This is a genomic window from Desulfovibrio piger ATCC 29098 (genome assembly GCF_000156375.1).
GTDB lineage: Bacteria > Desulfobacterota > Desulfovibrionia > Desulfovibrionales > Desulfovibrionaceae > Desulfovibrio > Desulfovibrio piger.
The window spans coordinates 28,914-54,644 of record NZ_DS996357.1; the positions used below are offsets into that span (position 1 = coordinate 28,914).

General features: G+C 65.0%; 21 protein-coding genes and 1 tRNA gene. 8 read left to right on the plus strand and 14 right to left on the minus strand.

What is annotated here, in order from left to right; all coding sequences use genetic code 11:
• Positions 1–419: 419 nt before the first annotated feature.
• From DESPIG_RS06370 to DESPIG_RS06425, 12 genes are all read right to left on the minus strand, one after another.
• On the minus strand, positions 420–3,032 hold the full coding sequence (locus DESPIG_RS06370) for a ComEC/Rec2 family competence protein (RefSeq protein ID WP_006006437.1): 2,613 nt from the start codon (positions 3,030–3,032) through the stop codon (positions 420–422).
• A 4-nt stretch (positions 3,033–3,036) separates the two neighbouring features.
• On the minus strand, positions 3,037–3,492 hold the full coding sequence (gene smpB, locus DESPIG_RS06375; RefSeq protein ID WP_006006439.1) for an SsrA-binding protein SmpB: 456 nt from the start codon (positions 3,490–3,492) through the stop codon (positions 3,037–3,039).
• A gap of 4 nt (positions 3,493–3,496) precedes the next feature.
• On the minus strand, positions 3,497–5,260 hold the full coding sequence (gene ptsP / locus DESPIG_RS06380; protein ID WP_006006440.1) for a phosphoenolpyruvate--protein phosphotransferase: 1,764 nt from the start codon (positions 5,258–5,260) through the stop codon (positions 3,497–3,499).
• Between the two features lies 1 nt (position 5,261).
• Entirely contained in the window at positions 5,262–5,705 is a 444-nt protein-coding gene (locus DESPIG_RS14355; RefSeq protein WP_006006442.1) for an HPr family phosphocarrier protein, read from the minus strand.
• 32 nt (positions 5,706–5,737) lie between these two features.
• Entirely contained in the window at positions 5,738–6,487 is a 750-nt protein-coding gene (locus DESPIG_RS06390) for a PTS system mannose/fructose/sorbose family transporter subunit IID (protein WP_040369576.1), read from the minus strand.
• A 46-nt stretch (positions 6,488–6,533) separates the two neighbouring features.
• Positions 6,534–7,382, minus strand: coding sequence for a 16S rRNA (cytidine(1402)-2'-O)-methyltransferase (rsmI, locus tag DESPIG_RS06395; protein ID WP_040369578.1), 849 nt, complete (start codon positions 7,380–7,382; stop codon positions 6,534–6,536).
• Positions 7,315–7,770 carry a YraN family protein gene (locus tag DESPIG_RS06400; RefSeq protein ID WP_272869360.1) on the minus strand — a complete coding sequence of 152 codons (456 nt, stop codon included), beginning with the start codon at positions 7,768–7,770 and terminating at the stop codon, positions 7,315–7,317. The genes rsmI and DESPIG_RS06400 overlap by 68 nt, the downstream gene beginning before the upstream one ends.
• Positions 7,771–7,793: 23 nt before the next feature.
• Positions 7,794–8,513: a ribonuclease HII gene (locus DESPIG_RS06405; protein WP_147589045.1), complete on the minus strand. Its 720-nt coding sequence runs from the start codon at positions 8,511–8,513 to the stop codon at positions 7,794–7,796.
• 135 nt (positions 8,514–8,648) lie between these two features.
• Positions 8,649–8,996: a 50S ribosomal protein L19 gene (gene rplS, locus DESPIG_RS06410; protein ID WP_006006452.1), complete on the minus strand. Its 348-nt coding sequence runs from the start codon at positions 8,994–8,996 to the stop codon at positions 8,649–8,651.
• A gap of 61 nt (positions 8,997–9,057) precedes the next feature.
• Positions 9,058–10,353 (minus strand): tRNA (guanosine(37)-N1)-methyltransferase TrmD, encoded by a 1,296-nt coding sequence (trmD, locus tag DESPIG_RS06415; protein ID WP_040369581.1) that lies wholly within the window; start codon positions 10,351–10,353, stop codon positions 9,058–9,060.
• Between the two features lie 108 nt (positions 10,354–10,461).
• Complete coding sequence (locus DESPIG_RS12850; RefSeq protein WP_081446838.1) at positions 10,462–11,196, minus strand: 4'-phosphopantetheinyl transferase family protein; 735 nt, start codon at positions 11,194–11,196, stop codon at positions 10,462–10,464.
• Between the two features lie 177 nt (positions 11,197–11,373).
• A tRNA-Sec gene (locus DESPIG_RS06425) sits at positions 11,374–11,467 on the minus strand.
• 268 nt (positions 11,468–11,735) lie between these two features.
• On the opposite strand from DESPIG_RS06425, the gene ftsH reads away from it, so the two are divergent.
• From ftsH to DESPIG_RS06460, 7 genes are all read left to right on the plus strand, one after another.
• The gene (gene ftsH / locus DESPIG_RS06430) at positions 11,736–13,730 is read left to right on the plus strand and encodes an ATP-dependent zinc metalloprotease FtsH (protein WP_040369583.1); all 1,995 of its coding nucleotides are present in this window, start codon (positions 11,736–11,738) and stop codon (positions 13,728–13,730) included.
• Between the two features lie 4 nt (positions 13,731–13,734).
• A complete protein-coding gene (gene folP / locus DESPIG_RS06435; protein WP_040369584.1) occupies positions 13,735–14,619 on the plus strand; it encodes a dihydropteroate synthase in 885 nt (294 codons plus the stop codon).
• A gap of 164 nt (positions 14,620–14,783) precedes the next feature.
• The gene (cdaA, locus tag DESPIG_RS06440; RefSeq protein ID WP_081446840.1) at positions 14,784–15,518 is read left to right on the plus strand and encodes a diadenylate cyclase CdaA; all 735 of its coding nucleotides are present in this window, start codon (positions 14,784–14,786) and stop codon (positions 15,516–15,518) included.
• Complete coding sequence (locus DESPIG_RS06445; protein ID WP_006006470.1) at positions 15,505–16,434, plus strand: CdaR family protein; 930 nt, start codon at positions 15,505–15,507, stop codon at positions 16,432–16,434. The genes cdaA and DESPIG_RS06445 overlap by 14 nt, the downstream gene beginning before the upstream one ends.
• Before the next feature lie 32 nt (positions 16,435–16,466).
• The gene (gene glmM, locus DESPIG_RS06450) at positions 16,467–17,819 is read left to right on the plus strand and encodes a phosphoglucosamine mutase (protein WP_006006472.1); all 1,353 of its coding nucleotides are present in this window, start codon (positions 16,467–16,469) and stop codon (positions 17,817–17,819) included.
• A gap of 127 nt (positions 17,820–17,946) precedes the next feature.
• Positions 17,947–18,819: a UTP--glucose-1-phosphate uridylyltransferase GalU gene (gene galU, locus DESPIG_RS06455; protein ID WP_040369585.1), complete on the plus strand. Its 873-nt coding sequence runs from the start codon at positions 17,947–17,949 to the stop codon at positions 18,817–18,819.
• A gap of 355 nt (positions 18,820–19,174) precedes the next feature.
• Positions 19,175–20,698, plus strand: a complete 1,524-nt coding sequence (locus DESPIG_RS06460) for a DnaA ATPase domain-containing protein (protein WP_147589046.1) — start codon at positions 19,175–19,177, stop codon at positions 20,696–20,698.
• 453 nt (positions 20,699–21,151) lie between these two features.
• Here the strand turns inward: DESPIG_RS06460 and DESPIG_RS06465 are convergent, their stop codons facing one another.
• Together DESPIG_RS06465 and DESPIG_RS06470 are read right to left on the minus strand one after the other, a co-directional pair.
• Positions 21,152–23,215, minus strand: a complete 2,064-nt coding sequence (locus tag DESPIG_RS06465) for an elongation factor G (protein WP_006006484.1) — start codon at positions 23,213–23,215, stop codon at positions 21,152–21,154.
• A gap of 375 nt (positions 23,216–23,590) precedes the next feature.
• The gene (locus DESPIG_RS06470) at positions 23,591–24,013 is read right to left on the minus strand and encodes an acyl-CoA thioesterase (RefSeq protein ID WP_006006490.1); all 423 of its coding nucleotides are present in this window, start codon (positions 24,011–24,013) and stop codon (positions 23,591–23,593) included.
• Here DESPIG_RS06470 and DESPIG_RS06475 point away from each other — a divergent pair.
• The gene (locus DESPIG_RS06475; RefSeq protein WP_006006488.1) at positions 24,008–25,159 is read left to right on the plus strand and encodes an MltA domain-containing protein; all 1,152 of its coding nucleotides are present in this window, start codon (positions 24,008–24,010) and stop codon (positions 25,157–25,159) included. The genes DESPIG_RS06470 and DESPIG_RS06475 overlap by 6 nt on opposite strands.
• Positions 25,160–25,731 lie beyond the last annotated feature (572 nt).

A 25,731-nucleotide genomic window follows, 5' to 3' on the forward strand; every position in this document is an offset into this window, starting at 1 on the left:
GGATTCAGAGGCACAGGTCATTGTGCAACAGATGTGATGGATGACGGGGCGTTCCCTGCAGGGAGCGGCCCGTTATCTGTATCCGTCCCTGACAATGCGTGCTGGGGAAGAAGTGTTGGGGGAGAGGATGGCCTACCTCCCCGTGTGCCTGAAGGACGGTCGTTTGGCTGCCGTGGGGCAGACAAGGACTGCTCGTCACGTTACCGAATGCCACGGACACGCCCGGCCGTTGTTTATGCTTTGCTGCAGCCGTAGCAGTCGTTGAAGAACAGCGCGGCATGGAGGGCGACAGGGGCTCCTTTAAGATGCATCGACCCGCCTGCTGCGATCATGTGCGGCTGTCCCGCAGGTGGCGGACAAGGGAAGTCGCGACCCTTGCGGCATGCACGACAAGGCTGGAAAGTCGTTGCGGCATATGGTCAGGGGTGCACCGGTCGGGCGGTGTCCCAATGCAGTTGCGGGCTGTCCGTGTCCTCCGACAGGGGCCAGACGACGCGGACATGTCCATGACGGCCTGTTTGCAGCAGGGGGATCCCCTGTTCGTCCAGCCATTGTCCGAGCTGTTTGCCGGGATGACCGAAGCGGTTGAAAGCACCGCAGGAAGCCACCACCAGCCGGGGTCGTACGGCTGCCAGAAAGTCCGGCTGGAAGGAACTGTCCGAGCCGTGGTGCGGCGCCAGCAGGACATCGGCCTGCACGTCCTGACCGCTGGCCAGCAAGTGGCGCAGGGCGGCCGCATCGGCATCACCGGGAAACAGGGCCAGACCGTGCCCGTTCCGGACAAGGCGCAGGATCAGGGAGGCGCTGTTGCCCTCCCAGAGATAGGCGCCCGGTACCGGCCGAGGCGGATGCAGCACATGCAGGGCAAGTCCGTCTTCAGGATCGCCCAGTTGCAGGATGTCTCCGGCATGGAGGGTGATGGCGTTCCGATCCTGCAGGGTGGTCTGCCAGATATGCCCCATCTGGCCGCTGCCCGGCTGGCCGTTATGCAGCAGGAGCGCCTCGGGGAAGGCCGTCAGCAGGGGAGGGATGCCGCCCGCGTGGTCGATGTCGGGATGGCTGTTGATGATGGCATCCAGACCGGGACGGGCGTTGCAGGCCAGCAGGGGCAGCAGGAGCTCCTTCCCCGGGTTCCAGGTGCGGGACATGCTGCCTGCGGCATCCACCAGCAGGGTCTGGCCGTGCGGCAGGCGCAGCAGGACGGCCTGGGCTTGTCCCACATCAGGGACAGAAATCTCCAGCCGCGGCACCAGACCATGGTGCAGGCGCAGGGCCGGGCCCGCACAGGCCAGCAGCAGACCGCAGATGAGCAGGCGTTTCCCCGCCGGCGGCAAGCCGGGACGTCCGGCCCGCAGGGCCAGTGCCAAAAAAAGGCAGGCCATGGCGGGCAGGGCCGTCCAGTGGGGGCGCAGGACCGGGGGGCCACTGAGCCAGCCCTGGGTCTGGAGGAAGAGCAGCCCGTCCACCAGCCATTGGCAGGGCAGGGCCACCACCTCCAGTACCAGAGTGGCCGCCGCATCGAGACCGCACAGGCTGAGGCCCAGCCCCAGGAAGGCCCCGGGCAGGACAAGGGCCCCCAGGACGGGCAACCAGAAGACATTGAGCAGGAACCAGAGCCCGCTGTTGTTGAACAGCAGCAGGGAAAGGGGCAGCAGGGCCAGCTGGATGAAGAAGGAGACCAGCAGGATGCTGGCCAGTGAGCGGAGCAGGCGTTGCCCGGGGGATGCCCGGGGGATGCGGCGCAGCAGTTGTCCCATGAGCGGCGTGGCGCAGCAGATGACCGCCACGCACAGGGCAGAAAGTTGCAGACCGGTATCGAAGACGGACAGGGGAGAGAGGGCGGTGATGCACAGCAGCGTGCAGCACAGGACATCCAGCCCGCTGGAAGGGAGGCGCTCCCGGAGCGTCTGGGGCAGCGGCATGCAGCGCAGATGGGCCAGGGCCATGCCTGTGGCCAGCAGCAGGAGCATCCCCGCCGCCCGCAGCAGGGAAGGCGGTGCATTGCCCAGCCAAAGGTAGGCCAGGGCCGCAGGGCAGGCCGCCAGCGGGATGAGGACGGTACGGGGGCGCCAGAGATAGAGCCCCGGGTGCAGGTGGGCCGCCAGCCAGACGATGAACATTCCCGCCAGACCGGCCACGAGCAGATGCTGTCCGGAAAGGGCCAGGCTGTGGGAAAGGTTGCCGGCATTGAAGGCCTGGACGGTGGGCGTTTCCAGCAAAAAGCGTTCCCCGAAGAGCAAGGCCAGCAGGATGGCCTTGCCCTGGGGCACGGGAGGCGCGGATGGCGTGGAGGCCACGGAGGTGGACACTGCGGGAGAAGCCGTGGCAGCCGGACCGGCGGAGGCGGCAGCGGGCGGCAAAAGACCGTCCCTGCCCGGCAGGAGCACGGCAAGGAACTTTCGTATGAGTTCCAGACGCTGGCGGGCAAAGGGGGAAGGCGAGCCGTCGACGGAGGGCTGTCCGCCCGTGCTCCGGCTCCAGATGCGCCAGCCGGTACCGTGACTGTGCCACCAGAAACCCCAGTCGGTGAGGCCGAAGTTGCGCTGATTGTCCACGGGCAGCAGCTTGCGTTGCAGGCGTACCGTCTGTCCCGGCAGCGGGAAGACGGCGGCCTGCTCCCATGTCCAGGAAAGGTTGCCGGGAAGGCGGACCGGCGTCTGGCCGTCAGGCTGTTGCAGCTGCAGGTCGGTCAGGCTGATGCGCAGGCGCTGCCCCGGCAGGGTGCGGACATCGTTCACCCTGGCTTCCAGCACAGGCCAGTGGCGGGGAGGGGTGCGTTCCTCGTACAGCTGTTCCAGTACGGGGGGCACAGGAAAAGCGGGCAACAGGGCCTGGGCCGTAACGCAGCCCAGCAGGGCGACGGCACAGCTCGTCAGCAGGCGGGGGATGCGCCATAAGCGGCTGTCCGCCACCAGGACGCAAAGACCCGCGCAGAGCGCGGGTCCGGGCCAGCGTGCCGCCAGAAGGCCCAGCAGCCAGCACAAGAGCCAGCTTTGCCAGAGCAGGCCCGGGGCCAGCGGCGGACGCCACATGATATCAGGCCAGATCGCGGGCGGCGTCGCGCTCTTCGGCCCTGCGTTTGAGGGTCTCGCGATGGTCGAACAGCTTCTTGCCCCGGCCCAGGGCGATCTCCATCTTGACCTTGCCCTGCTTGAAGTACATGCGCACGGGCACCACGGTCAGGCCCTTCTGCTCCACGCGGGCCGCCATCTGGCGGATCTCGGCGGCGTGCAGCAGCAGGCGGCGCGGGCGGTCGGGATCCTGGGGCACATAGCCGGCGTTGTCGTACGGGGCGATATGCAGCGAAAGCACGAAGGCCTCGCCGTCACGGAAATCCACATAGCTGTCCAGAAAGTTGATCTTGCCGGCCCGGATGCTTTTGACTTCAGGGCCGGTCAGGCTGATGCCCGCTTCCACGAAGTCGGAGAGTTCGTACAGGTGGCGCGCCTTCTTGTTGACGGCGATGGTGGACGGGGATGGTTTCTTGCTCATATTTCTAACTGTTCGTCATGATGCTTGTGGTATGGAAGGCCAGCTCCGAGCCCAGGCTCTCCTGCAGGCGTTCGCGCAGCATGCGCTGCGAGGCCGTCACGTCGGTGCTCATGAGCACGCTGTGGGCCATGTCCATGCAGGTCTGGGCGTCCAGGCGGCGGATCATGTGCTTCATGCCCGGCACGAAGCGCGGCGAGGCCGAGAGCGTGTCCACGCCCATGCCCAGCAGCAGGGCCAGGCCGTAGGGGTCGGCGGCCAGCTCGCCGCAGACGGAGACCCCGATGCCCTCGCGGTGGGCGGAGTCGATGATGCGTTTCAGGGAGCGGACCACAGCCGGATGCAGGGCCTCGTTGAGGTAGCCCACATGCAGGTTGTTGCGGTCGATGGCCATCAGATAGTGGATGAGGTCATTGGTGCCGATGCTGAAAAAGTCGCATTCGCGGGCCAGGGCATCGGCGATGAGCACGGCCGCCGGGGTCTCCACCATGATGCCCAGGGGCAGGTCGGCGGCGTGGGGCAGACCGGCGGCCTGCAGTTCCTGCTGCAGTTCCTGCATGATGCGGCGCACGCTCTGCACCTCGGCCAGGCCGGAGATCATGGGCAGCAGCAGGGAGACATTGCCCTCCACACCGGCGCGCATGAGGGCGCGCAGCTGGCTGCGGAAGATCTTCTGGTGCCGCAGGCAAAAGCGGATGCCGCGCAGGCCCAGGGCCGGGTTGGGCTCCTTGAGGGCCTCCTGGGCGCGGAGCATCTTGTCCGCACCGGCGTCCAGAGTACGGAAGACCACATGCGCGGGCGCGGCCTTGCGGGCCACGGCGCTGTATTCGGCATAAAGCTCTTCTTCGCTGGGCAGATGCTCGCGCAGAAAGGAGAATTCCGTGCGGTACAGGCCCACGCCTTCGGCGCCGCTGGCCTGCAGTTCGTCCATCTCTTCCAGGCGTTCCAGGTTGGCATGGACGCTCACGCGCACGCCGTCGCGCATCTCGGCAGGCCAGTGGGATTCGCTGCGGGTACGGGCCTCCCACTCCTGATACTCGCGCTGGCGTTCTTCATACGTGGCCAGGTCGTCGGCATCGGGGTCCAGCAGCAGGCAGCCGTTGAGGCCGTCCACGATGACCTTTTCACCGGGCTTGCCGGTCTCCAGCAGGCCGGTGACGCCCACCAGGGCCGGGATATGCAGGCCGCGCGACAGGATGGCCGTGTGCGACGTGGGGCCGCCCTCCGCCGTGATGACGGCCCGCACGTCCTTGAAATCCATGTCCATGACGTCGGCGGGCGAAAGATCCTGGGCGGCCAGGATGCCGGCACCGGCCGCGGCGGGCAGGGCGCAGCTGCCGGCCAGGCATTCGCGCAGGCGCAGGCCCACGGCCCGGATGTCCTGCGCCCGGTCGCGCAGGTAGGGGTCGTCCATGTTGCGGAAGATGCTGCACAGCTGTTCCACCGTGCTGTCCAGGGCCCAGGCGGCGCAGACCAGTTCCTTTTCGATACGGGAAAGGGCGCTGCCCACCAGCTTGGGATCGCGGGCCAGCTCGATCTGGGCGGCGATGACCTCACGGTATTCGGAAAGGTCTTCCGGGACCTTGGCCATGGCTTCCTGCAGGGCGGCACGCACGCTGGTCACGGCGGCGCGCAGCTGTTCCTGTTCGCCTTCCACTTCGCGCGGGCTGATGCGGCGCATCTCCACGGTCTGGACATTGTGGGCAAAGCGCAGCACCCCGATGGCGATGCCGGGCGAGACGGACGTACCGAAAAGAAGAGAGCGTGCCATATCAGTCCTGCAGGTTTTCCAGATATTCGGCCAGGGCCGTCAGGGCTTCGCGGGCGTCATCGCCCCGGGCCAGCAGGGTCAGGGTGCAGCCTGTGGAGATGGCGAGGGAGAGGATATCCAGCATGCTTTTGGCATCGGCGGTGCCGTTGTCGCTCTGGATCTGGATGTCGGAGGAAAAATGCTGGGCCTCCTGCGCCAGACGGGCAGCAGGCCGTGCGTGCAACCCGCCACGCGTATGCAGCGTGACGGGAAGGGCGAGGCCTTCGGGCGTTTCCTGAACTTCTGCCATGATATATTCTCCCTGGTCGCCCCGGGCGACCTGTACGATCTGTTCCTGACGGTCCCCCGCATCGGGGACCTTGTGGCAGGGACGGCCATGCCGTGTGTCCCTGTCGTCCGAGGCGGCCGCAGGGCCCTGCGGATCACGCCATGCCCGTTTCGTCATCGGGCTTTTCCCTGCCGTGGCGGCAAGGGCCTTTACAGACCGACCAGCCCCGCGTCCATGAGCACGAGGAAGGTCAGCAGGATCAGCCAGAGCACGATGCGCGGCAAATGCAGGCGCCCGATGATCCAGGCGGCGGCCAGAACGGCAGCGCCGCCGCCCATACACCAGAGGAGCGTATGCCGGTCCCCGCTGTAGGGCAGCAGCATGGCGGCCGCCACGGTCAGCAGACAGGCATTGACGACCTTGATGCGGCCGGTCCAGTTGATGAGCCCCAGACGCTTGAGCCAGGTCAGAGCGGCTAGGCCGTAGCGCAGGGCAAAGAAAAACGTGCCTGTCCTGAAAGCCAGCAGGGCCACGGCCAGCAGGGCCGTCAGCAGGATGACGGGCAGCGTGTACCCGGCCAGCAGGAGGCAGATGCAGCACAGGGCCCAGCAGGGAAAGACTCCCCCTTCAAAAAAGCCGTCCCCCACGGCGGAAAGCGTGGTGCCCAGCGTGCGGCGCACCGTGTCCAGCGCATTGGAGGGCAGTTTGCCTTCTGCCACCTGTTCTTCGATGTTCAGCAAAAGGCCCATGTAGAACGGCAGCATGTAGGGATGCGTGTTGCTGTGGGTACTGTAGTGGGCCGCCGCCTGGGCCCGAGCTTCGGCGTCGGGGTACAGATGGCGCAGTGCCGGTTCCAGCGCGAACAGCAATCCCAGCTGCTGCATGCCGCGTGCCGTGACGGCGGCGTTGATGCAGCAGCTTCGCGCAAGGCAGGAAAGGGCTGTCCGGGTGGGCAACATGGCGGGCTCGCTTGGTTGGGCGGTCGGTTCCGTAACGGAGAAAGGCTCAGGCGCGGGTCAGCAGCTCGTAAAGCTCCTTGGCGCTCCAGCCGGGGGCCATCTCCTGGGCCCGGCGGGCCACTTCCTTGGGCTTGAGGCGCTCGTCCGCGGCGGCCATGACGGCTTCCAGCGCCCGGCGGGCCTCGGCTTCATCGGCGCGCTCCTTCTGTTCCGGCGGACCGATGATGACCGTGATCTCGCCCAGCAGTTCTTCGGGCAGCTCCTGCCATTTCTCCAGACGGCCAAGTATAAATTCCTCATGGGTCTTGGTCAATTCCCGGCATACGGCCACGGCCCGGGGGCCCAGCAGTTCCGCGGCCTGGGCCAGGCTCTCGCGCAGGCGGTCCTTGCGCTCGAAGAAGATGAGCGAGCCCGGCGTGCGGGCAAAGGCCGAGAGCGTGGCGCGGCGGCCCGCGGCATCACGCGGCAAAAAGCCCAAAAAGGTATAGGGCAGGGGCGGGATGCCCGCGGCGGAAAGGGCCGTCACCGGTGCCGAAGGACCGGGCACGGGCGAGACGGGCAGGCCCTCGGCACGGCAGGCGCGCACCAGACGGTAGCCGGGGTCGGCCAGCAGGGGCGTGCCCGCATCCGAGACCAGGGCCAGGTTCTGTCCCTGGCGCAGCAGGCGCAGGACCTCTTCCTGGCGTTCGCTCTCGTTATGGTCATGGAAGCTCAGGAAGCGGCGGGCCGGGATGTTGCACTGGCTGCACAGCAGCCCGGCGCGGCGGGTGTCCTCGGCCAGGATGAGGTCGGCACCGGCGAGGACTTCGCGGGCGCGGGGAGAAAGATCACCAGGGTTGCCAAGAGGTGTGGCCACTATCCACAGATGGCCCGGAGCCGGAGAGGTCGAAAGCATGGCGGATGTGCTCCATGTGCGGGCCCGTGGGCCCCGGTTCGATACAGACGAGGTCAAAGCGGCAGGGCAGGTGCCACTGGTCATGCGCGGCCAGCCAGGCCCGTGCGGCCCGGATCAGGCTTTGGCGCTTGCGCGGCCCCACCGCTTCCAGAGCGCTGCCCAGGCTGCCCGGACCGCGCGTTTTGACTTCCACGAAGACAAGAGTGTCGCCTTCCCGGCAGACAAGGTCAAGTTCCAGCGGGCCGCTGCGCCAGTTGCGGGCCAGGATGCGCATGCCGCGCGCATGCATCAACGTGGCGGCGGCCTCCTCCCCGGCACGGCCCAGGGCTGCCCGGGGATCCCCGCCCGCACGGTCGTCCCCTGCCGGTGCCCCGGAAGGCTCGGCCAGACGGCGCAGGCGGGAAAGAAAGCTCACAGCAGGCTCCCCTGCCGGGCCCCGGGGCCTTCGTCCCTGTCGGGCAGCACGCCGCGAAAGGTCAGCCGGTGCTGGCGGCAGGGGCCCAGACGGTGCAGGGCCTCGTAATGGTCGGCCGTGCCGTAGCCCTTGTGGCGGGCGAAACCATAGCCGGGATGGTGCCGGTCCAGATGTTCCATGAGCATGTCCCGGTAGGTCTTGGCCAGGACGGAGGCCGCGGAGATGGCAGGTACGGAACTGTCCCCGCCCACCACGGCGTTCTGGCGGGGCAGGTCGGTGGCGTCGGCATGACGCTTGCGCCAGTGCGGCAGCAGGACGGGCTCGGGCACGGTCTTGTTGCCGTCCACCAGCAAAAGGTTGGGCCTGCGCTTGAGGCTGGCCACGGCGCGGCTCATGGCCTCGAAGGTGGCCTGGAGGATGTTGATACGGTCGATGGTGGCGGGCCAGACCACGCCCAGTCCCCAGGCCAGGGCGCACTGGCGGATCAGGGGCGCCAGATGTTCCCGCTGGGCGGCGCTCAGGGCTTTGGAATCCGTGAGGCCCGGCAGGTCGTATGCTTCCGGCAGGATGACGGCCGCCGCCACGACGGGGCCGGCCAGGCAGCCGCGGCCCGCCTCATCGATGCCCGCCATGAGCAGGGGACGGGAGGGCAGGGCACAGAGCAGGCCCTGTTCCGGGGCCGGTGCGGCGGAGGATCTTTTGCGACGAGGGGGCATCTTGTTTTACTCTGCTGCTAAAACGCCAAAGACCTCACCCCGCACAAGGCAGGGTGAGGTTCATTCCGTTCGTATTCTGCCCGGGTATGTTCACAGGACCCTCAGGCCGCCATGGACATTCCGCTGGGCTGCGAATCAGAAGCGGCCGCGGGGCTTGATGCGAGCGGCTTTGCCCTTGAGGGCGCGCAGGTAGTACAGACGGCTGCGACGCACGCGGCCCTGGCTCACCACTTCCACATGGTCGATGAAGGGGGAGTGCAGGGGGAAGATGCGTTCCACGCCCACGCCGTCAGAGATCTTGCGCACAGTGAAGGTGGCGTCGGTGGTGCCGCGCTGGATGCGGATCACGTTGCCCTGGAACACCTGAATACGCTCTTTTTCGCCTTCCACAATGCGCAGATGCACTTTCACCGTGTCGCCGGAGCGAAACACGGGCATATCCATACGCATGTTTTCACGTTCAATTTTCTTAATGATATCCATGCCCTACTCCTTAAATACGCAGCCTTGGGACGGCTGTCGTCGTGAAGAAAAACTGTGGCGCTTACTTGTAATCGCCCAAAATTCTGTCGGCCAGGATAGCGGCCGCGCTCCGCACCGAAAGGTGGTTGTAGCCCAGATACCGTATGGGTCTGAGCACCCCGTCACACCGGGCGAGCATCTCAGGGGCCAGCCCCTGGGCCGTACCCAGCAACAGCAGCACAGGACCTTCTTCGCACATGCGGCACACATCCGCCGGACAAAGCGGCGGGGGCGCGTGCTTGTGAGCGGGCCAGGAGGCGGAACTCGCCACCACTCTGGGCCGCATGCCCGTGCGCTCCGTGAGATGTTCCACAGCGGCATCCACGGATTCGGCAGGACAAACCGTGGCGAGCGCCTGGGCCCGGTCCGGGTTGCCCCTGCTTCCCGCGCCTTGCGTCCAGTGCCGAACTATGGCCTGTAGCAGACGCTGCTGGTCCTCCAGCGGGGTCACGGCATAGAACGGTCCCATCGCATAGCTGCGGGAAATCCGGGCTATATCGTGAATATCCAAATTTGTCAAAGAGGAAACGCCGGAATTTTTCCGGCCCAGCAGCACGGGATAGTGCACGAGGCAGAAAGAAAGGTTCCTTCCGGCCCTTGTCCGGGGCAGCGTGGCCAGATGGCGGGCATCTTCCGCCACCAGGGGCGCGCTGTCCAGCAGGTCGGGCCGCACCCGCAGCGTGGTGGCCAGCGACTGCTGCCGCCGCCAGCGCGCTATGGCGCCGTGGTCCCCGCCCCGCAGTACCTCCGGCACCTCGCGGCCTTCCAGTACTTCGGGCCGCGTGTAATGGGGGTACTCCAGCAGGCCGTTGGAAAAACTTTCGTCGTCCCCGGACTCTTCCTTGCCCATGAAACCGGGCACCAGCCGTGCTACGGACTCGATGACGGCCAGAGCCGCCGTCTCGCCGCCATTAAGCACGGCTTCGCCAACGCTCACGGGCTCCAGGGGGAAGATGTCCAGCAGGCGGGCATCCAGTCCTTCATAACGGCCGCAGATCAGGGTCAGGTCTTCTTCCCGGGCCAGCTCGCGGGCCAGCGCATCATTGAGGGGACGCCCGCTGGGAGCCAGCAGGATCATGCGCCCCGGCTTCTCGATGGAGCGCAGCGCCGCGGCCACCGGCTCGCCCTGCATGACCATGCCGGGACCGCCGCCGTAGGGGCGGTCGTCCACATGATGATGACGGCTGGTGCTGAAGCTGCGGGGATCATGGAAGGAAAAATCCACGATGCCGGCCTCGCGGGCGCGGCCCAGCAGTGCCGTCTCAAGGGGCGAACGGAAAAACTCCGGAAAGAGGCTGACCAGATGAAAGCGAAGCATGGGCGCACAGTGACCCAAAAGCGGACATAAGGCAAGTAATGTTTGTATATGGCAGCGCAGGGGGCACAAAAAGGCCGGGCGACCCGGTGTGCGGAAAAAATGGCAGCGTTACCCCCGTACCGCCACGCAGAGCCAGTGGCTGGGGCAGGGCAGCATGCGCCAGCGGTAGCGGGCGGCATCCAGCATGAGGTCGCCTGTGCGCTGGCCGTTATGACCGCTGTCCAGCAGGCGCGGCGGGCGGTCGCAGCCCGTACCGGCGGCCTTGAAGACGGCTTCCTTGATGGTCCAGCGGCGCAGGCACTCCCGTTGCCGGGCTGCCGGAGAAAGACAGGAGGAGAGTTCCCGGGGCGAGAAGGCTGACGCGGGCGGTGCCGGGCTCGTCAGGGCCTCGGCATCCACACCGGGACTGGTGCCGGGCCCGGCCAACAGACAGAAGGCCGCCTGTTCGCTGTAGCTGAAGCTGACGGAAAAGCCCTCCAGCCACGGACGTCCTGAAGGCAGGCGGTGCAATCGGGGGCAGGCATGGCGGGCGAAAAAGCGCCGGGCCTGTGCCGCATGATGAAAAAGCCGCGGCAGGGGATGCCAGTCCAAAGAGGGGAGGGGGGACAGGCCGTCAACAGCGGCGCGATGCAGCAGCACCGCCAGCAGCAGCCGGGCCAGATGGCGTTTATCACGCTCGGCCGGCAGACGGAAAACCGTCATATGGGCCCGGTCTTCCGCCGCCGTCAGTCCCTCGGGCAGCTCCGGCAACTGCATGGCGGGAGGCTGGCCGGAGCAGGACGGCAGAGGGCAGGCCGCCAGCAGCAGGGGCGGTAACGGAGAAGAAGAGAGGGGCCGGGACATGGTGTGATGATGCCCGGCAGGCGGACAAAAGGCAATGCGCTGACGGTATCCCGACGCGCCGCCTGCTACAGGCACAGAGGATTTTTTTCCGTGCCCCTGTCCCCGGCAGGCAGGAGCGGAGCACGGACACAAAAAAAGTCCGCAGGCACGAGGCTTGCGGACGGAATATTCGCGGGATGGCGGAGGCGTATAGGAGTCGAACCTACCGCAGACGGTTAAGCCTGCCACCGGTTTTGAAGACCGGGCGCCACACCGGTGACGACACGCCTCCGCACGACAGGCATATATGTGACACAAAGCCCGGGGGAAAGCAAGCCTGCCCTGCGGCAAGGCGCCAGGAGCCGGTGTGCGGGCAGGCATCGTGATTTTTCCGTCTCGCCGGCCCTGCCCATTGCCAGACGGGAAAAGAGACTTATCTTGTTCCTGATCCCTGACCGGTGTCGATTGACACCGTGCCGCCGGTCAGAGTACCTTGAATTCTTGGCGCAGACCGGTGCGCCATCAGCATAACGCTTTACCGCTCTGTAGTGGAGGCCGAATTGAATCAGTTTAGTCGCAACCTGATGCTCTGGGCTGCCATAGTCCTTGCGATGGTCATGCTTTTCAATATGTTCCAGCAGCCGCAAAGCTCGGCCCAGAAGGTGTCCTACACGGATTTCATCAGCCGTGTGGATGGCGGGCAGATCAGCTCTGTGGAGATCCAGGGCAACACCCTCATCGGGCGCGGGCCGGACGGTGCTTCCGTCCAGACCTATGCCCCGCGTGACAATGAGCTGGTGTCCCGCCTGCTGGACAAGAAGGTGGAAGTCAAGGCCCAGCCGCCGGAAGAGCAGCCCTGGTACATGACCCTGCTGGTGTCGTGGTTCCCCATGCTGCTGCTCATCGGCGTCTGGATCTTTTTCATGCGCCAGATGCAGGGAGGCGGCGGCAAGGCCATGAGCTTTGGCCGTTCCCGCGCACGCCTGCTCAACCAGGACTCGGCCCGTGTGACCTTTGAAGACGTGGCCGGAGTGGATGAAGCCAAGGACGAACTGTCCGAAGTGGTGGAATTCCTGTCCAACCCCAAAAAGTTCACCCGTCTGGGCGGCCGCATCCCCAAGGGCGTGCTGCTGGTGGGCCCTCCAGGAACCGGTAAGACCCTGCTGGCCCGCGCCGTGGCCGGTGAGGCCGGTGTGCCCTTCTTCTCCATCTCCGGTTCGGACTTCGTGGAGATGTTCGTGGGCGTGGGTGCCTCCCGTGTGCGCGACCTGTTCGTGCAGGGTAAGAAGAACGCCCCCTGTCTCATCTTCATCGACGAGATCGACGCTGTGGGCCGCAAGCGTGGCGCCGGCCTGGGCGGTGGGCATGACGAACGCGAGCAGACCCTGAACCAGCTGCTGGTGGAAATGGACGGCTTCGAGAGCAACGAGGGCGTCATCCTGCTGGCCGCCACCAACCGTCCCGACGTTCTGGACCCGGCCCTGCTGCGTCCCGGCCGTTTCGACCGTCAGGTTGTGGTGCCCACGCCTGACCTGCGCGGCCGCCGCCGTATCCTCGAAGTCCACACCAAGCGTACGCCGCTGGATCCCGACGTGGATCTGGATACCCTGGCCCGCGGTACGCCGGGCTTCTCCGGCGCCGATCTGGAGAACCTGGTCAACGAAGCCGCCCTGCAGGCCGCCAAGCTCAATGCCACCAAGGTGGACATGCACGACTTCGAGTACGCCAAGGACAAGGTGCTCATGGGCCGCGAACGCCGCAGCCTGATCCTTTCCGATGAGGAAAAGCGCATCACGGCCTACCACGAAGGCGGCCATGCCCTGGCTGCCCGCCTGCTGCCCGGTTCCGACCCCGTGCACAAGGTCACCATCATCCCCCGTGGCCGCGCCCTGGGCCTGACCATGCAGCTGCCCGAGGAAGACCGCCACGGCTACTCGCGCAATTACCTGCGCAACAACCTGGTGGTGCTGCTGGGCGGCCGTGTGGCGGAAGAGATCGTCTTTGACGACATCACCACCGGTGCTTCCAACGACATCGAACGCGTGACCCGCATGGCCCGCAAGATGGTCTGCGAATGGGGCATGAGCGATGCCATTGGCACCCTGTCCATCGGTGAGACCGGCGAAGAAGTCTTCATCGGCCGCGAGTGGGTGCAGAACAAGAACTACAGCGAAGAGACCGCCCGCCTGGTGGACGCCGAAGTCAAGCGCATCGTGGAAGAGGCTCACGCCCGCTGCGTCAAGCTGCTGCAAGACAATCGCGCCACCCTGGACCGCATCGCGCAGGCCCTGCTGGAGCGTGAGACCATCAGCGGTGAAGAGCTTGATCTGCTCATGGAGAACAAGCCCCTGCCGCCGCTGGATGCCAACGGCAAGCCGGTGAAGGCCGCCCCTGCCGGGGACTTCGTGCTGGAGCCGGATCCGGCCGATACGGACGCTGCGGCGCCCGAGGCGGACAAGGCTGCTGAACCTGCTCCCGAAAAGGCGGAGCAGGCCGATGCCGATACGGGCAGCAGGACGCAGGACAACGATGAAAACGAACAGCGCAAGCAATAACCATATGTCTGGGGAGCCGTCCCGCCGGGGCGGCTCCTGGCTGTGTCTTGGGGGCGGGGCGGTGACGACCTCTGCCCCCTTTGGCGTTATGGGCATCGTCAACCTGACGCCGGATTCCTTTTATGACGGCGGCACGCACGATTCCGCGGATCTGGGGCTGGCCCATGCCATGCGCCTGCATGCGGAAGGGGCCGACATCCTCGACCTGGGGGCGGAATCCTCCCGGCCCGGCGCGCAGGCCCTGACGCCGGAGCAGGAGCTGTTGCGTCTCATGCCCGTGCTGCGCGAGCTGCGGCGGGAGATCCCCGGGGTCATGCTCTCCGTGGATACCTACCATGCGGCCACGGCGGCTGCCGTGCTGGAAGAAGGCGTGCAGATCATCAACGACATCTCGGCCTGCGCCTTCGATCCCGGCCTGCTGGACGTGCTCGTCCAGTACAAGCCCGGTTACGTGCTCATGCACAGCCAGGGCAGGCCGGACGTCATGCAGAAGGATCCCCGCTACACGGACGTCCGCTCCGAGGTCATGGCCTTTTTCGAGCGTGAGCTGCATCGCCTGACCGCCGCCGGTCTGCCGGAAGAGCACATCGTGCTGGACCCCGGTATCGGCTTCGGCAAGACCCTGCGCCATAATCTGGAGCTGCTGGCCCACGCGGAGGACTGGCTGGCTTTCGGGCGGCCCGTGCTCATGGGCCTGTCCATGAAGTCCATGTTCGGGCAGCTGCTGGGCCTCACCACCCAGGAGCGGGGCTGCGCCACCCAGGTGGCCACGGCCATGCTTTGGGAAAAGGGCCTGTTCTGGCATCGCGTACACGATGTGGCCGCCACGCGCCAGACGCTCACGCTGGCGGCGGCCTTCCGTGATCCTGCCGGAGCCTGCCGGGACTGATGCCCGGTCCGGCCGCGCGGGGGGATATTTGCCAGTTGCGCCGGCGTGCGCTTGTTTTTATACTGCGCGCCGGCTGTCCGGCATCCGTGATGCGGCAGACGGCAAGGGGGGACGCCATCCTATGGCGTGGAAGGGGATTTTTCTGATGCCCAAGGATAGGGACCGTGCTGGAACATGTGGTTTTTGAATGGCGTGACGCGCTGGACATCCTGCTGGTAGCATTCCTGCTCTATCAGGTCATCCAGCTGTTGCGGGGATCGCGTGCCCTGACGGTGCTGACCGGTCTCGGCCTGCTGACCCTGCTGTATTTCATTTCGCGCAGCATGGCGCTGTACACCCTGACCTGGTTGCTGCAGCATGTCTTCAGCTCTCTGTTCCTGCTCATCGTGGTCATCTTCCAGAGCGACATCCGGCAGGCACTGGGCGAGATAGGGACCAACAATCTTTTCCGCAAGCGTGCGTTGCAGCATTCGGCCGTGGAAGAAGTGGTCATCGCCTGCGTGGAGATGGCCCGCCTGCGCGTGGGGGCCCTCATCGTCATCGAGCGGGGCACCCGGCTGGACGACATGATCAAGCATGAGGGCGTGCGGGTGGATGCCCTGCTGTCACGCCAGCTGCTCATGAACATCTTCTATCCCAAGGCGCCGCTGCATGACGGTGCCGTGCTCATCAGCAAGGGACGCATCACGGCCGCCGCCTGCATCCTGCCTCTGGCCGAGGCCAAGGGGCAGTCGTTCGGCACGCGCCATCGCGCCGCCCTGGGCATGACACAGGAATGTGATGCCGTGGTGGTCGTGGTCTCGGAGGAGCGCGGCGAGATTTCCGTGGCCATGAAGGGCGAGCTCGTCCGCAGTCTCGATGCCACACGCTTGAGGCAGGTGCTCAATGATATTCTCTAAGAACAGCCGCAAGGCTCCCCATCTCCTTTCCCTGCTCGTGGCCTTTGCCGTGGCCGTGGGCATGTGGTATGTGGTCAGCGTGCGCGACCGCCTGGAAGTCCAGCTGGAAGTGGGCATCGAATACAACGGCATCCCCTCCGGCCTGGTGGTGACGGACGGCCTGGTCAGCAAGGTGCAGGTGCGCCTGCGCGGGCCGGAGATCCTGCTGCGTTCCATCTCGTCGCGCAGCCTGACGGAAGCCATCAATCTTTCCAATATCAAAAAGGGCACGACCATCGTCCCCCTGACCTCGGACAACATGGGCCCCAGCTTGCGGGCCTTCGAGCTGGTGGACGTGCAGCCGCCCCGCATCGTCATCACGGCCGATACCCTGGCCGAACGCAGCGTGCCCATCCGGGCCGTGCTGGAATCCCCGCTGCGCAGCGGGGCCCTGACCGTGGAGAACGTGACCGTTTCGCCGGCGTCCGTCACCCTGCGCGGGCCGGAAGGCGTCATCTCGTCCATCAACAACCTGCCCCTGGGCATCCGGCTGGATCCCAAGGCCGCCGGTACCACGGTGGAGCAGACCCTGCTGCTGGACACCCCCAGTCTGGTCACCTCCAATCCCGCCTCGGTGAAGGTGCAATACACCATCACCAGCGGCCGCACCGTGGTCTCGCGCCGTTGCAAGATCTCGGTGGAGGCCCAGAACGCCTCGCAGTTCACGGTGGAGCCCTCCCATGTGGAAGTCATGGTGGAGGTGCCCGAGGCCCTGGCCCGCAACTCGTCCTATCTCAAACGACTGGAAGTGATGGTCGTCCCGCCGGCGCTGGAGCCGGGGCAGAAGGGCACGGCAGAGCCGCGCATCCAGCTGCCGGAAGGCATGACCATCTTGAATCCCTCTTTCGACAGCGTTACCATCACTCGCAAGAAGTAGCCTCCGGCGCATGACACCGGCAAGGAGAACACATGGCAGAACGTCTTTTCGGCACTGATGGCCTGCGTGGCCCTGTCAATATCTATCCCATGACCGTGGATGTGGCCCTGCGTCTGGGCCTGGCCGCCGGGGTGCGCTTCCGCAAAGGCTCGCACCAGCACCGCGTGGTCATCGGCAAGGATACCCGTCTGTCCGGCTACATGTTCGAGTCCGCCCTTACGGCGGGCCTGTGCGCCGCCGGCATGCACGTCATCATGACCGGTCCGCTGCCCACGCCCGCCATCTCTTTCCTGACCCGCAACATGCGGGCGGATCTGGGCGTGGTCATCTCCGCCTCGCACAACCCCTATTCGGACAACGGCATCAAGTTTTTCGACGCCGACGGCTTCAAACTGCCTGACGAGGTGGAGAACGAGATCTCGGCCATGGTGCTCGATCCCGACATGCGCTGGCCCTATCCCGATTCCAACCGGGTCGGCCGCGCCAGCAAGATCGAAGACGCCGGCGGCCGTTACATCGTGTACACCAAGAGCTGTTTCCCGGCCCATCTGACCCTGTCCGGCCTGCGTATCGTCATCGACTGCGCCAACGGTGCGGCCTACAAGGTGGCCCCGCTGGCTCTGGAAGAGCTGGGCGCGGAGGTCTTCCGCCTGGGGACGAACCCCAACGGGACCAACATCAACGACCACTGCGGTTCCCTGCATCCCGAGACCCTGGCCGCCAAGGTGCGCGAAGTGCGCGCGGACGTGGGCCTGGCCCTGGACGGTGACGCCGACCGCCTCATCGTGGTGGATGAAAAGGGCAATGTCCTGGACGGCGACCAGCTCATGGCCCTGGGTGCCCAGGCCATGATGGAGCGGGGCGAACTGCCCGGCAACATGCTGGTGGCCACGGCCATGAGCAACCTGGCGCTGGAGATCTTCATGAAGGAACGCGCCGGTACGCTGCTGCGCACCAAGGTGGGCGACCGCTACGTCATGGAGGCCATGCGCAAGACCGGCGCCATGCTGGGTGGCGAGCAGTCCGGGCATCTCATCTACCGCCAGTACAGCACCACCGGTGATGGTCTGCTGGCGGCCCTGCAGCTGCTGCGCATCGTGCGCGAGAAGGAAAAGCCCCTGTCCGAGCTGGCGGGCCTGCTGCACCTCTTCCCCCAGAAGCTCATCAATGTGCGGGTGGAAAAGAAGCTGCCCTTCGAGGAACGCCCCGCCATCGGCAAGGCCGTGGCCGATGTGGAAAAGGCCCTGGCCGGTCGTGGCCGCGTGCTGCTGCGTTACTCCGGCACCGAGGCCCTGTGCCGCGTCATGGTCGAGGCCGAAGATGAAGACAAGGTCGTCCGCTACGCGCGCGATCTGGCCGATGTGGTGAGCCGCGAACTTCGCTAGTTTTTGTCCTCTTCCCGGAGGAGCTGATTCGTTCCGGGAGCTGCCGCGGGCAGACCCGCGACATACTTTCGTCAAGAACCATGTCCCAGGCACGGGCCCGTACGGGCGTGCCGTGATGGAGGAGAACATGAAGGATATTCGTAAGGTTGTTATCCCTGTGGCCGGCTGGGGGACCCGTTCCTTGCCCGCGACCAAGAATATTCCCAAGGAAATGCTGCCCATCTACAACAAGCCTGTCATCCAGTATGTTGTGGAAGAGGCCCAGCGTGCCCATATCAAGGACGTGATCTTCGTCACCAACCGTGACAAGAACGTCATCGAAGACCACTTCGACCACAACCTGCAGCTCGAAGACCTGCTGGAGCGTTCCGGCAAGCTGGACAAGCTGGAGGAAGTGCGCCAGGTGGCGGAGATGGTCAACATCCTTTCCGTGCGCCAGAAGCGTCAGCTGGGTCTGGGCCATGCCGTGCTGTGCGCGCGTGAGCTGGTGGGCGACGAACCCTTTGCCGTCATGGTGGGCGACGACCTGATGTTCAGCGGCGTGCCCGGTATCGGCCAGCTCATCGAAGTGGCCATGGCCGAAAAGATGCCCGTCATCGGTGTCATGGAAGTGCCGTGGGAAAAGGTGAGCCGTTACGGCATCATCGATGGCGAGGAAGTGGCGCCCGGCGTGTACCGTGTGCGTGACATGGTGGAAAAGCCCAAACGCGAGGATGCGCCTTCCCGCATGGCCATCGTGGGGCGCTATGTGCTGACCCCGGACATCTTCGACTATCTGGAAAAGGTCAAACCGGGCCACGGCGGCGAGATCCAGCTCACCGACGCCCTGCAGGCCATGGCCAAGGAGCGCGGCATGATGGCCGTGCGTATGGCCGGCATGCGCTTCGATGCCGGTGACTGGGCCGAGTTCCTGAGCGCCAACATCTACTTCGCCCTGCAGGATGAATCCCTGCGCTACGAACTGCTGGGGCTGCTCAAGAACTTCGTGCAGTTCAAGTAAGCAGCTCTTTATCCGTATGATCCCTGGGTCGTTGTCATTTCGGTGGCAACGACCTTTCTTTTTTGTGACAGGCCTTCCGGCTTGCAGTACGGGGAAAAAAAGGGCAGAATCTCACAAGCGTCCACAGAGGATAGGGGCGGGGATGCCCGCAATGGTGACGGAAAGCGCGGAAGGCGTGGTCTTCCCGTTCGCCATATGTTGACAGAACAACGTGAAAAAACTACATCCTTGCGGGCGCTTCGCCGAAAGACGGACGGCGACATCGCAACAGACCGACGGGGCGAGACATATTTGAGCGGGCATAGCTGGCCATGGCCCGCGTACCGGCATTTTTCATGGGCGGGCAATGACAGGCATGCAAGAGCAGTGGCAGAAGATCTCTGAAAATTTGAGGGGTGTCCTCAATCCCGGCATCTTCAAGGTGTGGATCCATCCTCTGGATGCCCATATCGAAGGGAACAGCCTGTGTCTTGCCGCACCCAGCGAATACGTGGCCCGCTGGCTGCGCGACCGCATGCAGGATACCCTGCGCTCCGCTGCCGCGCCCGTGTTGCAGGTGGCGCCGGAAAACATCGACATCCGCATCTCCTGTCAGGGGGCTGCTGTCGCTCCTGCCGCGCCTGTTGCTCCTGCCGCCGCTGCTGCGGCCCCTCTTGCCGCGCCTGTGGCGCAGCCTGTGCATGAGGTGCCCGCGGCGCCCCTCCATGCGGCGCCTTCCCGTCCGTCCCAGCCTCTCTGGCAGCCCAGCCAGTGTTCCCTGCCCCTGCCTGCCCCCACGTTGCGCCCCCGCACCCGTCAGCGCTGGCGCTTCAGTTTCGACGATTTCGTGGTCGGTCCCTGCAATGCCATGGCCGTGGCTGCGGCCAAGGACATCTGCCATGACGGCGGCTGTGTGGAGACCCTGTTCGTCAGCTCGGCTTCCGGCCTGGGCAAGACCCACATCATGCAGTCCGTGGGCCGTGCCGTGCAGGAGCAGGGCGGTCAGGCCCGTCTGGCCTATCTTTCCGCCGAGGGTCTGGCCTCGCGCTATGTGGCGGCCCTGCGCAGCAACGATGTGGAGAGCTTCCGCGCCCGCCTGCGCGATCTGGACGTGCTCCTGCTGGAAGACGTGCATTTCCTCCAGGGCAAGGAAAAGATGCAGGACATGGTCCTGACCGTCATCAAGAGCCTGCAGGATCGTGGCGGCCGCGCCATCTTCACCAGCAGCTTTTCGCCGCGCGAGCTGGAAAAACTGGACAGCCAGCTGGTCTCCCATTTCTGCTCCGGCATCGTCTCGCCCCTGGAACGACCCGATACGGAGATGTGCCGCCATATCCTGGAGCGCAAGGCCAAGAGCTTCCAGGTGCTGCTGCCTGACGAGGTCTGCGATCTGCTGGCCGGACGCCTGCAGGGCGATGTGCGCCAGCTGGAATCCTGTCTCAAAAGCCTGGTGTTCAAGGCGCGCATGCTCAATTGCGGCCTCAATCCCGAACTGGCGCTGGAAGTGTTGCAGCAGTACGCCACCGTGGACTGCGGCCCGGACTTCGCCTCTATCGTGCGCCTGGTCTGCGAAAGCTACGGCCTCAACGAACGCCAGCTGGCGTCCCGTTCGCACAAGCAGCAGTATGTGCTGGCCCGCAACACCATCTACTATCTGGCCCGCAAGCATACGGACATGTCCCTCAAGGAGATCGGCGAGCGCTTCAACCGCCGTCACTCCACGGTCATCAAGGGCATCACGTCGCTGGAACGCGAGATCGCCAATGAGTCCCGGGTCGGTCGCCAGATTTCCCGCGCTGTGGAGCTCATCGAGCGCAATGCAGGCATCCGGCCCGAGATGAGCCTGGCAGGCAAGGTCCCTGTGGCCCGTCATGCCGCTCCCAGCCTGCTTTCCCTGTAAAAACGATACGCCTGATTTTTTGCTCAGGGAGGACATCCGCGGATGCCCTCCCTTTTTTGTTTCTGCGGGGCCGCTGTTGCCGCCAGCCAAGCCCGTATCTCGTTGAGGATGCTGCGGGGATGCGCCGTCTCGCCTGGGCAGGGAAGGCGGGGAGGCCGGAGCCGTCTGCCGGAAGGGCGGCTGTCACTCCCCCGGCTGCGCTAGGATGCTTGCGGCACCGGACAGGACAGGCCCCATGCCGGGATGGCTTGTCCCCTTCCTGATGATTCCGCCTTTTTCGGCAGTATGGCGCCTTTTTTCCAATCCCTGACCCACCCCTTGCTTGCCTTCGTTCGAGCGCTGTGGAGATTTTTTCGCCCTTTTTAGGCATTCAGGCAGCGTCGGGCTCGCAGACGGAAAAGGGCCACCCGCACGGAGCAGGTGGCCCTTGATCAGCAGGAGAGAGGCTGCGGCTTATTCGCCGGCAACGGCCTTCTGGTGTTCAGCGATGACCTTGTCGGCCACAGGCTGGGGAGCTTCTTCATAGTGGGCGAATTCCATGGTGAAGAAGCCCTGACCGGCCGTCATGGAGCGCAGGTCGGGCGCGTAGCGCAGCACTTCGCTCATGGGCACGTGGGCCTTGATCTCGGTGACGCCGGCGGCGGAGTCGGAGCCCAGCACCTTGCCGCGACGCGAGGAAAGGTCGCCGATGACGTCGCCCATGCATTCGTCGGGCACGGAGACGGTCAGCAGCACGATGGGTTCCAGCAGCACGGGCTTGAGGCTTTCCATGGCTTTCTTGAAAGCCAGGGAGCCGGCCACCTTGAAGGCCATTTCCGAGGAGTCCACGGTATGGTAGCTGCCGTCGTAGACCTTGACGCGGAAGTCCACCACCTGGCAACCGGCCAGGAAACCGCGGGCGGCCGCTTCCTGGATGCCCTTGTCGATGGCGGGGATGTACTGGCGGGGGATCACGCCGCCCACGATGGCGTCTTCGAAGACATAGCCGGAACCGCGGGGCAGGCCTTCCATCTCGATCCAGCAGTCACCGAACTGGCCACGGCCGCCGGACTGCTTCTTGTGGCGGCCCTGCACCTGCACCTTGCCTCGCACGGTCTCACGATAGGGCACCTTGGGCGTCTTGAGGATGATGTCCACCTTGAAGCGGCGTTTGGCCTTTTCCACCGAAAGTTCGATGTGCAGCTGGCCCATGCCGGAAAGCAGGATGTCGCCGTTTTCTTCGTCGCGGGCCAGACGCAGGGTAACGTCTTCGTCCAGCAGACGCTGGATGGCGGAGTAGACCTTGTCTTCATCGCCCTTTTCCTTGGGAGCCAGCGCGTAGGTGATGAGCTGCGGCGGCAGCTTGGGCATGGGCAGGGCAAAGGGCTGCTTTTCGTCGCACAGGCTGTCACCGGTGCGGGTGTTCTTCAGTTTGGCCACGGCCACGATAGCGCCGGGGCCCACGGGTTCCTTGCAGGGGGTCTGGGTCTTGCCGGTCAGGAAGAGCAGGCTGCCCAGGCGCTCGTTTTCACCGCTGCGCATGTTCTTGAGGGTGGCATCACCATTGATGGTGCCGGAGAGGATGCGCACCAGGGAGAGCTGGCCGGAGAAGGGGTCGGCCAGGGTCTTGAAGACGAAGCCGGCCACGGGGGCGTCGGGATCGGGCTTGCGTTCCTGGCCCAGGGCGTCCACGAAGGCGGGGCGCTCGGAAGCGGCGGGCAGCAGGGCCTGGATGGCTTCCAGCACGGCCACGCCACCCTTGTTCTCCAGGGAGGAGCAGACCAGCACGGGGCAGAGCTCACCGGCCACGGTCCCCTTGCGCAGGCCGGTCTGCAGGTCTTCCAGGGACAGGCTGCCTTCTTCCAGATATTTTTCCATGAGCTCTTCATCGCTTTCGGCGATGTTTTCCACGGTCAGGTCGTGGAGCAGGCTCACGTCGTCGGCCACATCGGCGGGCACGTCGCATTCGCTGACGGCGCCGTCAGCGCCAAAGGTGTAGGCTTTGCCGGTCAGCACGTCCACATAGCCGGTAAAGGCCTCGCCTTCACGGATGGGCACCTGCAGGGCCACGGCCTTAACGCCCAGGGTAGCCAGGCCGTCGAAGGCCATCTGGAAGTCGGCGCGGTCACGATCCATCTTGTTGATGACGAAGATGGCGGGCAGGTTTTCGGCGCGGGTGAGGTTCCAGAATTTTTTGGTCAGGGGGCGCACGCCGTCCACGGCGTCCAGCACGAAGACGACGCTGTCCACGCCCTTGAGCAGGCATTCCATGTCGCCGGTAAAGTTGCCGTCACCCGGGATATCCAGCATGAAGTGGCGATTCTTGTTCCAGAGGCAGGTAGCCACCGCGGGCTGGATGGAGCCGCGACGACGTACTTCTTCCGGTTCATAGTCGAGGCAGGTGGTACCGTCTTCGATGGCGCCCATGCGGGTCAGAGCGCCGCTATTGAAGAGGAGCATCTCGGCCAGCGACGTTTTGCCGCAGCCGCCGGTGCCTACAAGTGCGTAAGTACGTTGGGTATCCACGGGGTTGGACATGCTAAAACTCCCTTAGTAAGCGATATGGCGAGCCCGGGGCCGCCGGATTTACGAGGGCAACGTGCGACCTTTCACACGGTAGTAATAAAACCATAGCCCGACATGGCCAAAAAGGGAAGTGCCCAAACTGTTTTGCTCAACTTGACATCTGCGCCCGGAAAGACAAAATAGATGGCTGCCTGTGCAAAGACGGAGACAGGGAACTCCCCGGGAGCCTGAAAATCCGTGCCCGGCACGAGCCCGATCCCGGCCCGTTACGGGATGCGGACGGCTACACGGCAGAAAATAATAAAAAATATTGTGAAAAATTTTTCCAGCGCCATAAAAAAAGCCGGGATGTCCCCGGCTTTTTTCGTGTGCGTTTGTGGGCCGCCGTTATTTCAGGTTGCCCAAAAGGTCGCGCAGCCAGTCCGGCACGGCCACCGGACGGCCCTGACGGTTCACCAGGGCGTGCTGGGTGCTGCCCGTTGCCAGCAGGCGCGTCTTGTCCTCGTTCCACATCTCGTATACAAAGCGCATGGACGCGCGGCCCCATTCGCTGATGGCCGTGTGGACCTGCACCAGATCGTCATAGCGGGCCGGGGAGCGGTAACGGCACTGGGCCTCGCGGACGGGCAGGATGATGTCCTTTTCCTCCACATCACGGTAGCTCATGCCGCAGGCGCGGATGAATTCGCTGCGCGCCCTCTCGAAGATGTGGAGATACTCCGCATAGTACAGAACGCCCATGGTATCTGTTTCACCGTAGGAGATCCGGTGGGTGAACCAGATGGCCAGGGAAGGAAAATCGTCATGCATCAGAAAACTCCTTTGCGTGTGGGGAAGGGGCTCCCGCGGCTGGCGCTGTGCGCCGTGCTGCTGGTTGCCCTGGCGCTGTCCGGCTGCGGGTCGCGGCAGACGCACGAGGAATACCTGATCCCCAAAGGGCCCGCCGTGGGCTTTGAATCGCCCGAATTCTTCACGGAGCATCTTGCGCCCCAGAACCAGGACCTGCAGTCGTGGCGCGAGATGGCGCCTACGGTGCGGAAATCCCTGCGCTATGTCAAGAGCAAGCCCGCCGGGGCCGTGGCCATCGACCGTCCCGGTCTGCGCCTGACTTGGGGCGACATGGAACGCACCCTGCTGCGCCTGCAGGCGCTGCTGCCCCGTCTGGATGCCGAACCGCAGCTCTTCCTCCAGAATTTCCAGTGGGTGGAGGTCCCCTCCGGCATCGCCTATTCCGGCTACTATGAGCCCCGCGTCAAGGCCAGCCGTACCCGCAAGCCCGGCTATGAGCAGGCCATCTATGCCCTGCCGCCGGACATGAAGCAGTACAAGCGCCGCCACAAGGGCCGCTATTATACCCGCCGCCAGATCGAAGAGCAGCAGCTGCTGGCCGGTCGGGGGCTGGAACTGGCCTGGGCCGCTGACCCCGTGGACGTCTTCTTCCTGGAGATCCAGGGCTCCGGCCGTCTGGTGTTCGATGACGGGACGGAGGCCTTCATCAACTACGCGGGCCAGAACGGCCACAAATACAAGAGCTCGGGCCGCATCATGCGCGAAAAGGGCCTGCTCAAGCGGGGCGACATCTTCGAGCAGCGCCAATGGTTCAAGGACAATCCCCAGCGCGTGCGCGAGATCCTCAACGAGAATCCCAGCTACGTCTTTTTCCGCTACGGCAGCCGCGGGCCCACCGGCGCCATGGGCCATGTGGTGGATGAATGGCTCTCTCTGGCCGTGGACCGCAGCTACATCCCGCTGGGCGCTGTGGTAGCCTTTGGCGTCAACGTACCGGACGAGAAATACGGCAGCCTGCCCCTGCGCGGTATCGGCTTTGCCCAGGACGTGGGCGGCGCCATCAAGCAGCGACGCATCGACCTGTTCTGCGGTGGGTCCGAGCGCGCCAATTACGTGGCCAGCCATCTGGATGCCCCCGGCCCCGCCTGGGTGCTGGTGGCACGGTAGGGAGCAGGGAAGGGCCGGTTCGAGAGGAGGGGAGGCCCTTTGCGTTGCTGTCGATGCCCGTAGCTTCCTCCGTCGCAACGGGCACGGCCCTGCGGGTCGCCTTCGGTCGTTCCCAGCGGAAAAAAAGGCCTCCCTCGAGCTCCTCAACCCTCCCCCAAAACGCTCCTATGATTTTTCTGGGAGGTCCCCGTCGCTGACCGGCGGGCATGGAAAAGCGGACATCTTCAGGATGTCCGCTTTCGTATTTTGTGGCCTTGGCCCGTGGGCGTCCGATGGCGGGAAACGGGAAACACCGGGCGAATGGCCTTGTTGTGCCGCCGGGCAGGCGTGGGAGATGAAAGAAGGGGCGTACTGCCGGATATGGAGAGGTATGAGGCCAGTGCGCCGTTTTCCGCCGGGCATCGCGGGGAGTCCCTTGGGGCAGGCAACAGGCATGACAGCATATGCTGCTTTGTCTTTTTACCGGTCAGGGAACAAAGTCCCTCCCCGCCAGACAGCGACGGAGACCTTTCATACCGCCCAGAAGAAAGTTTTTTCAGGGGTGGGGGAGAGTTTGAGAGGGGGCGGGGACA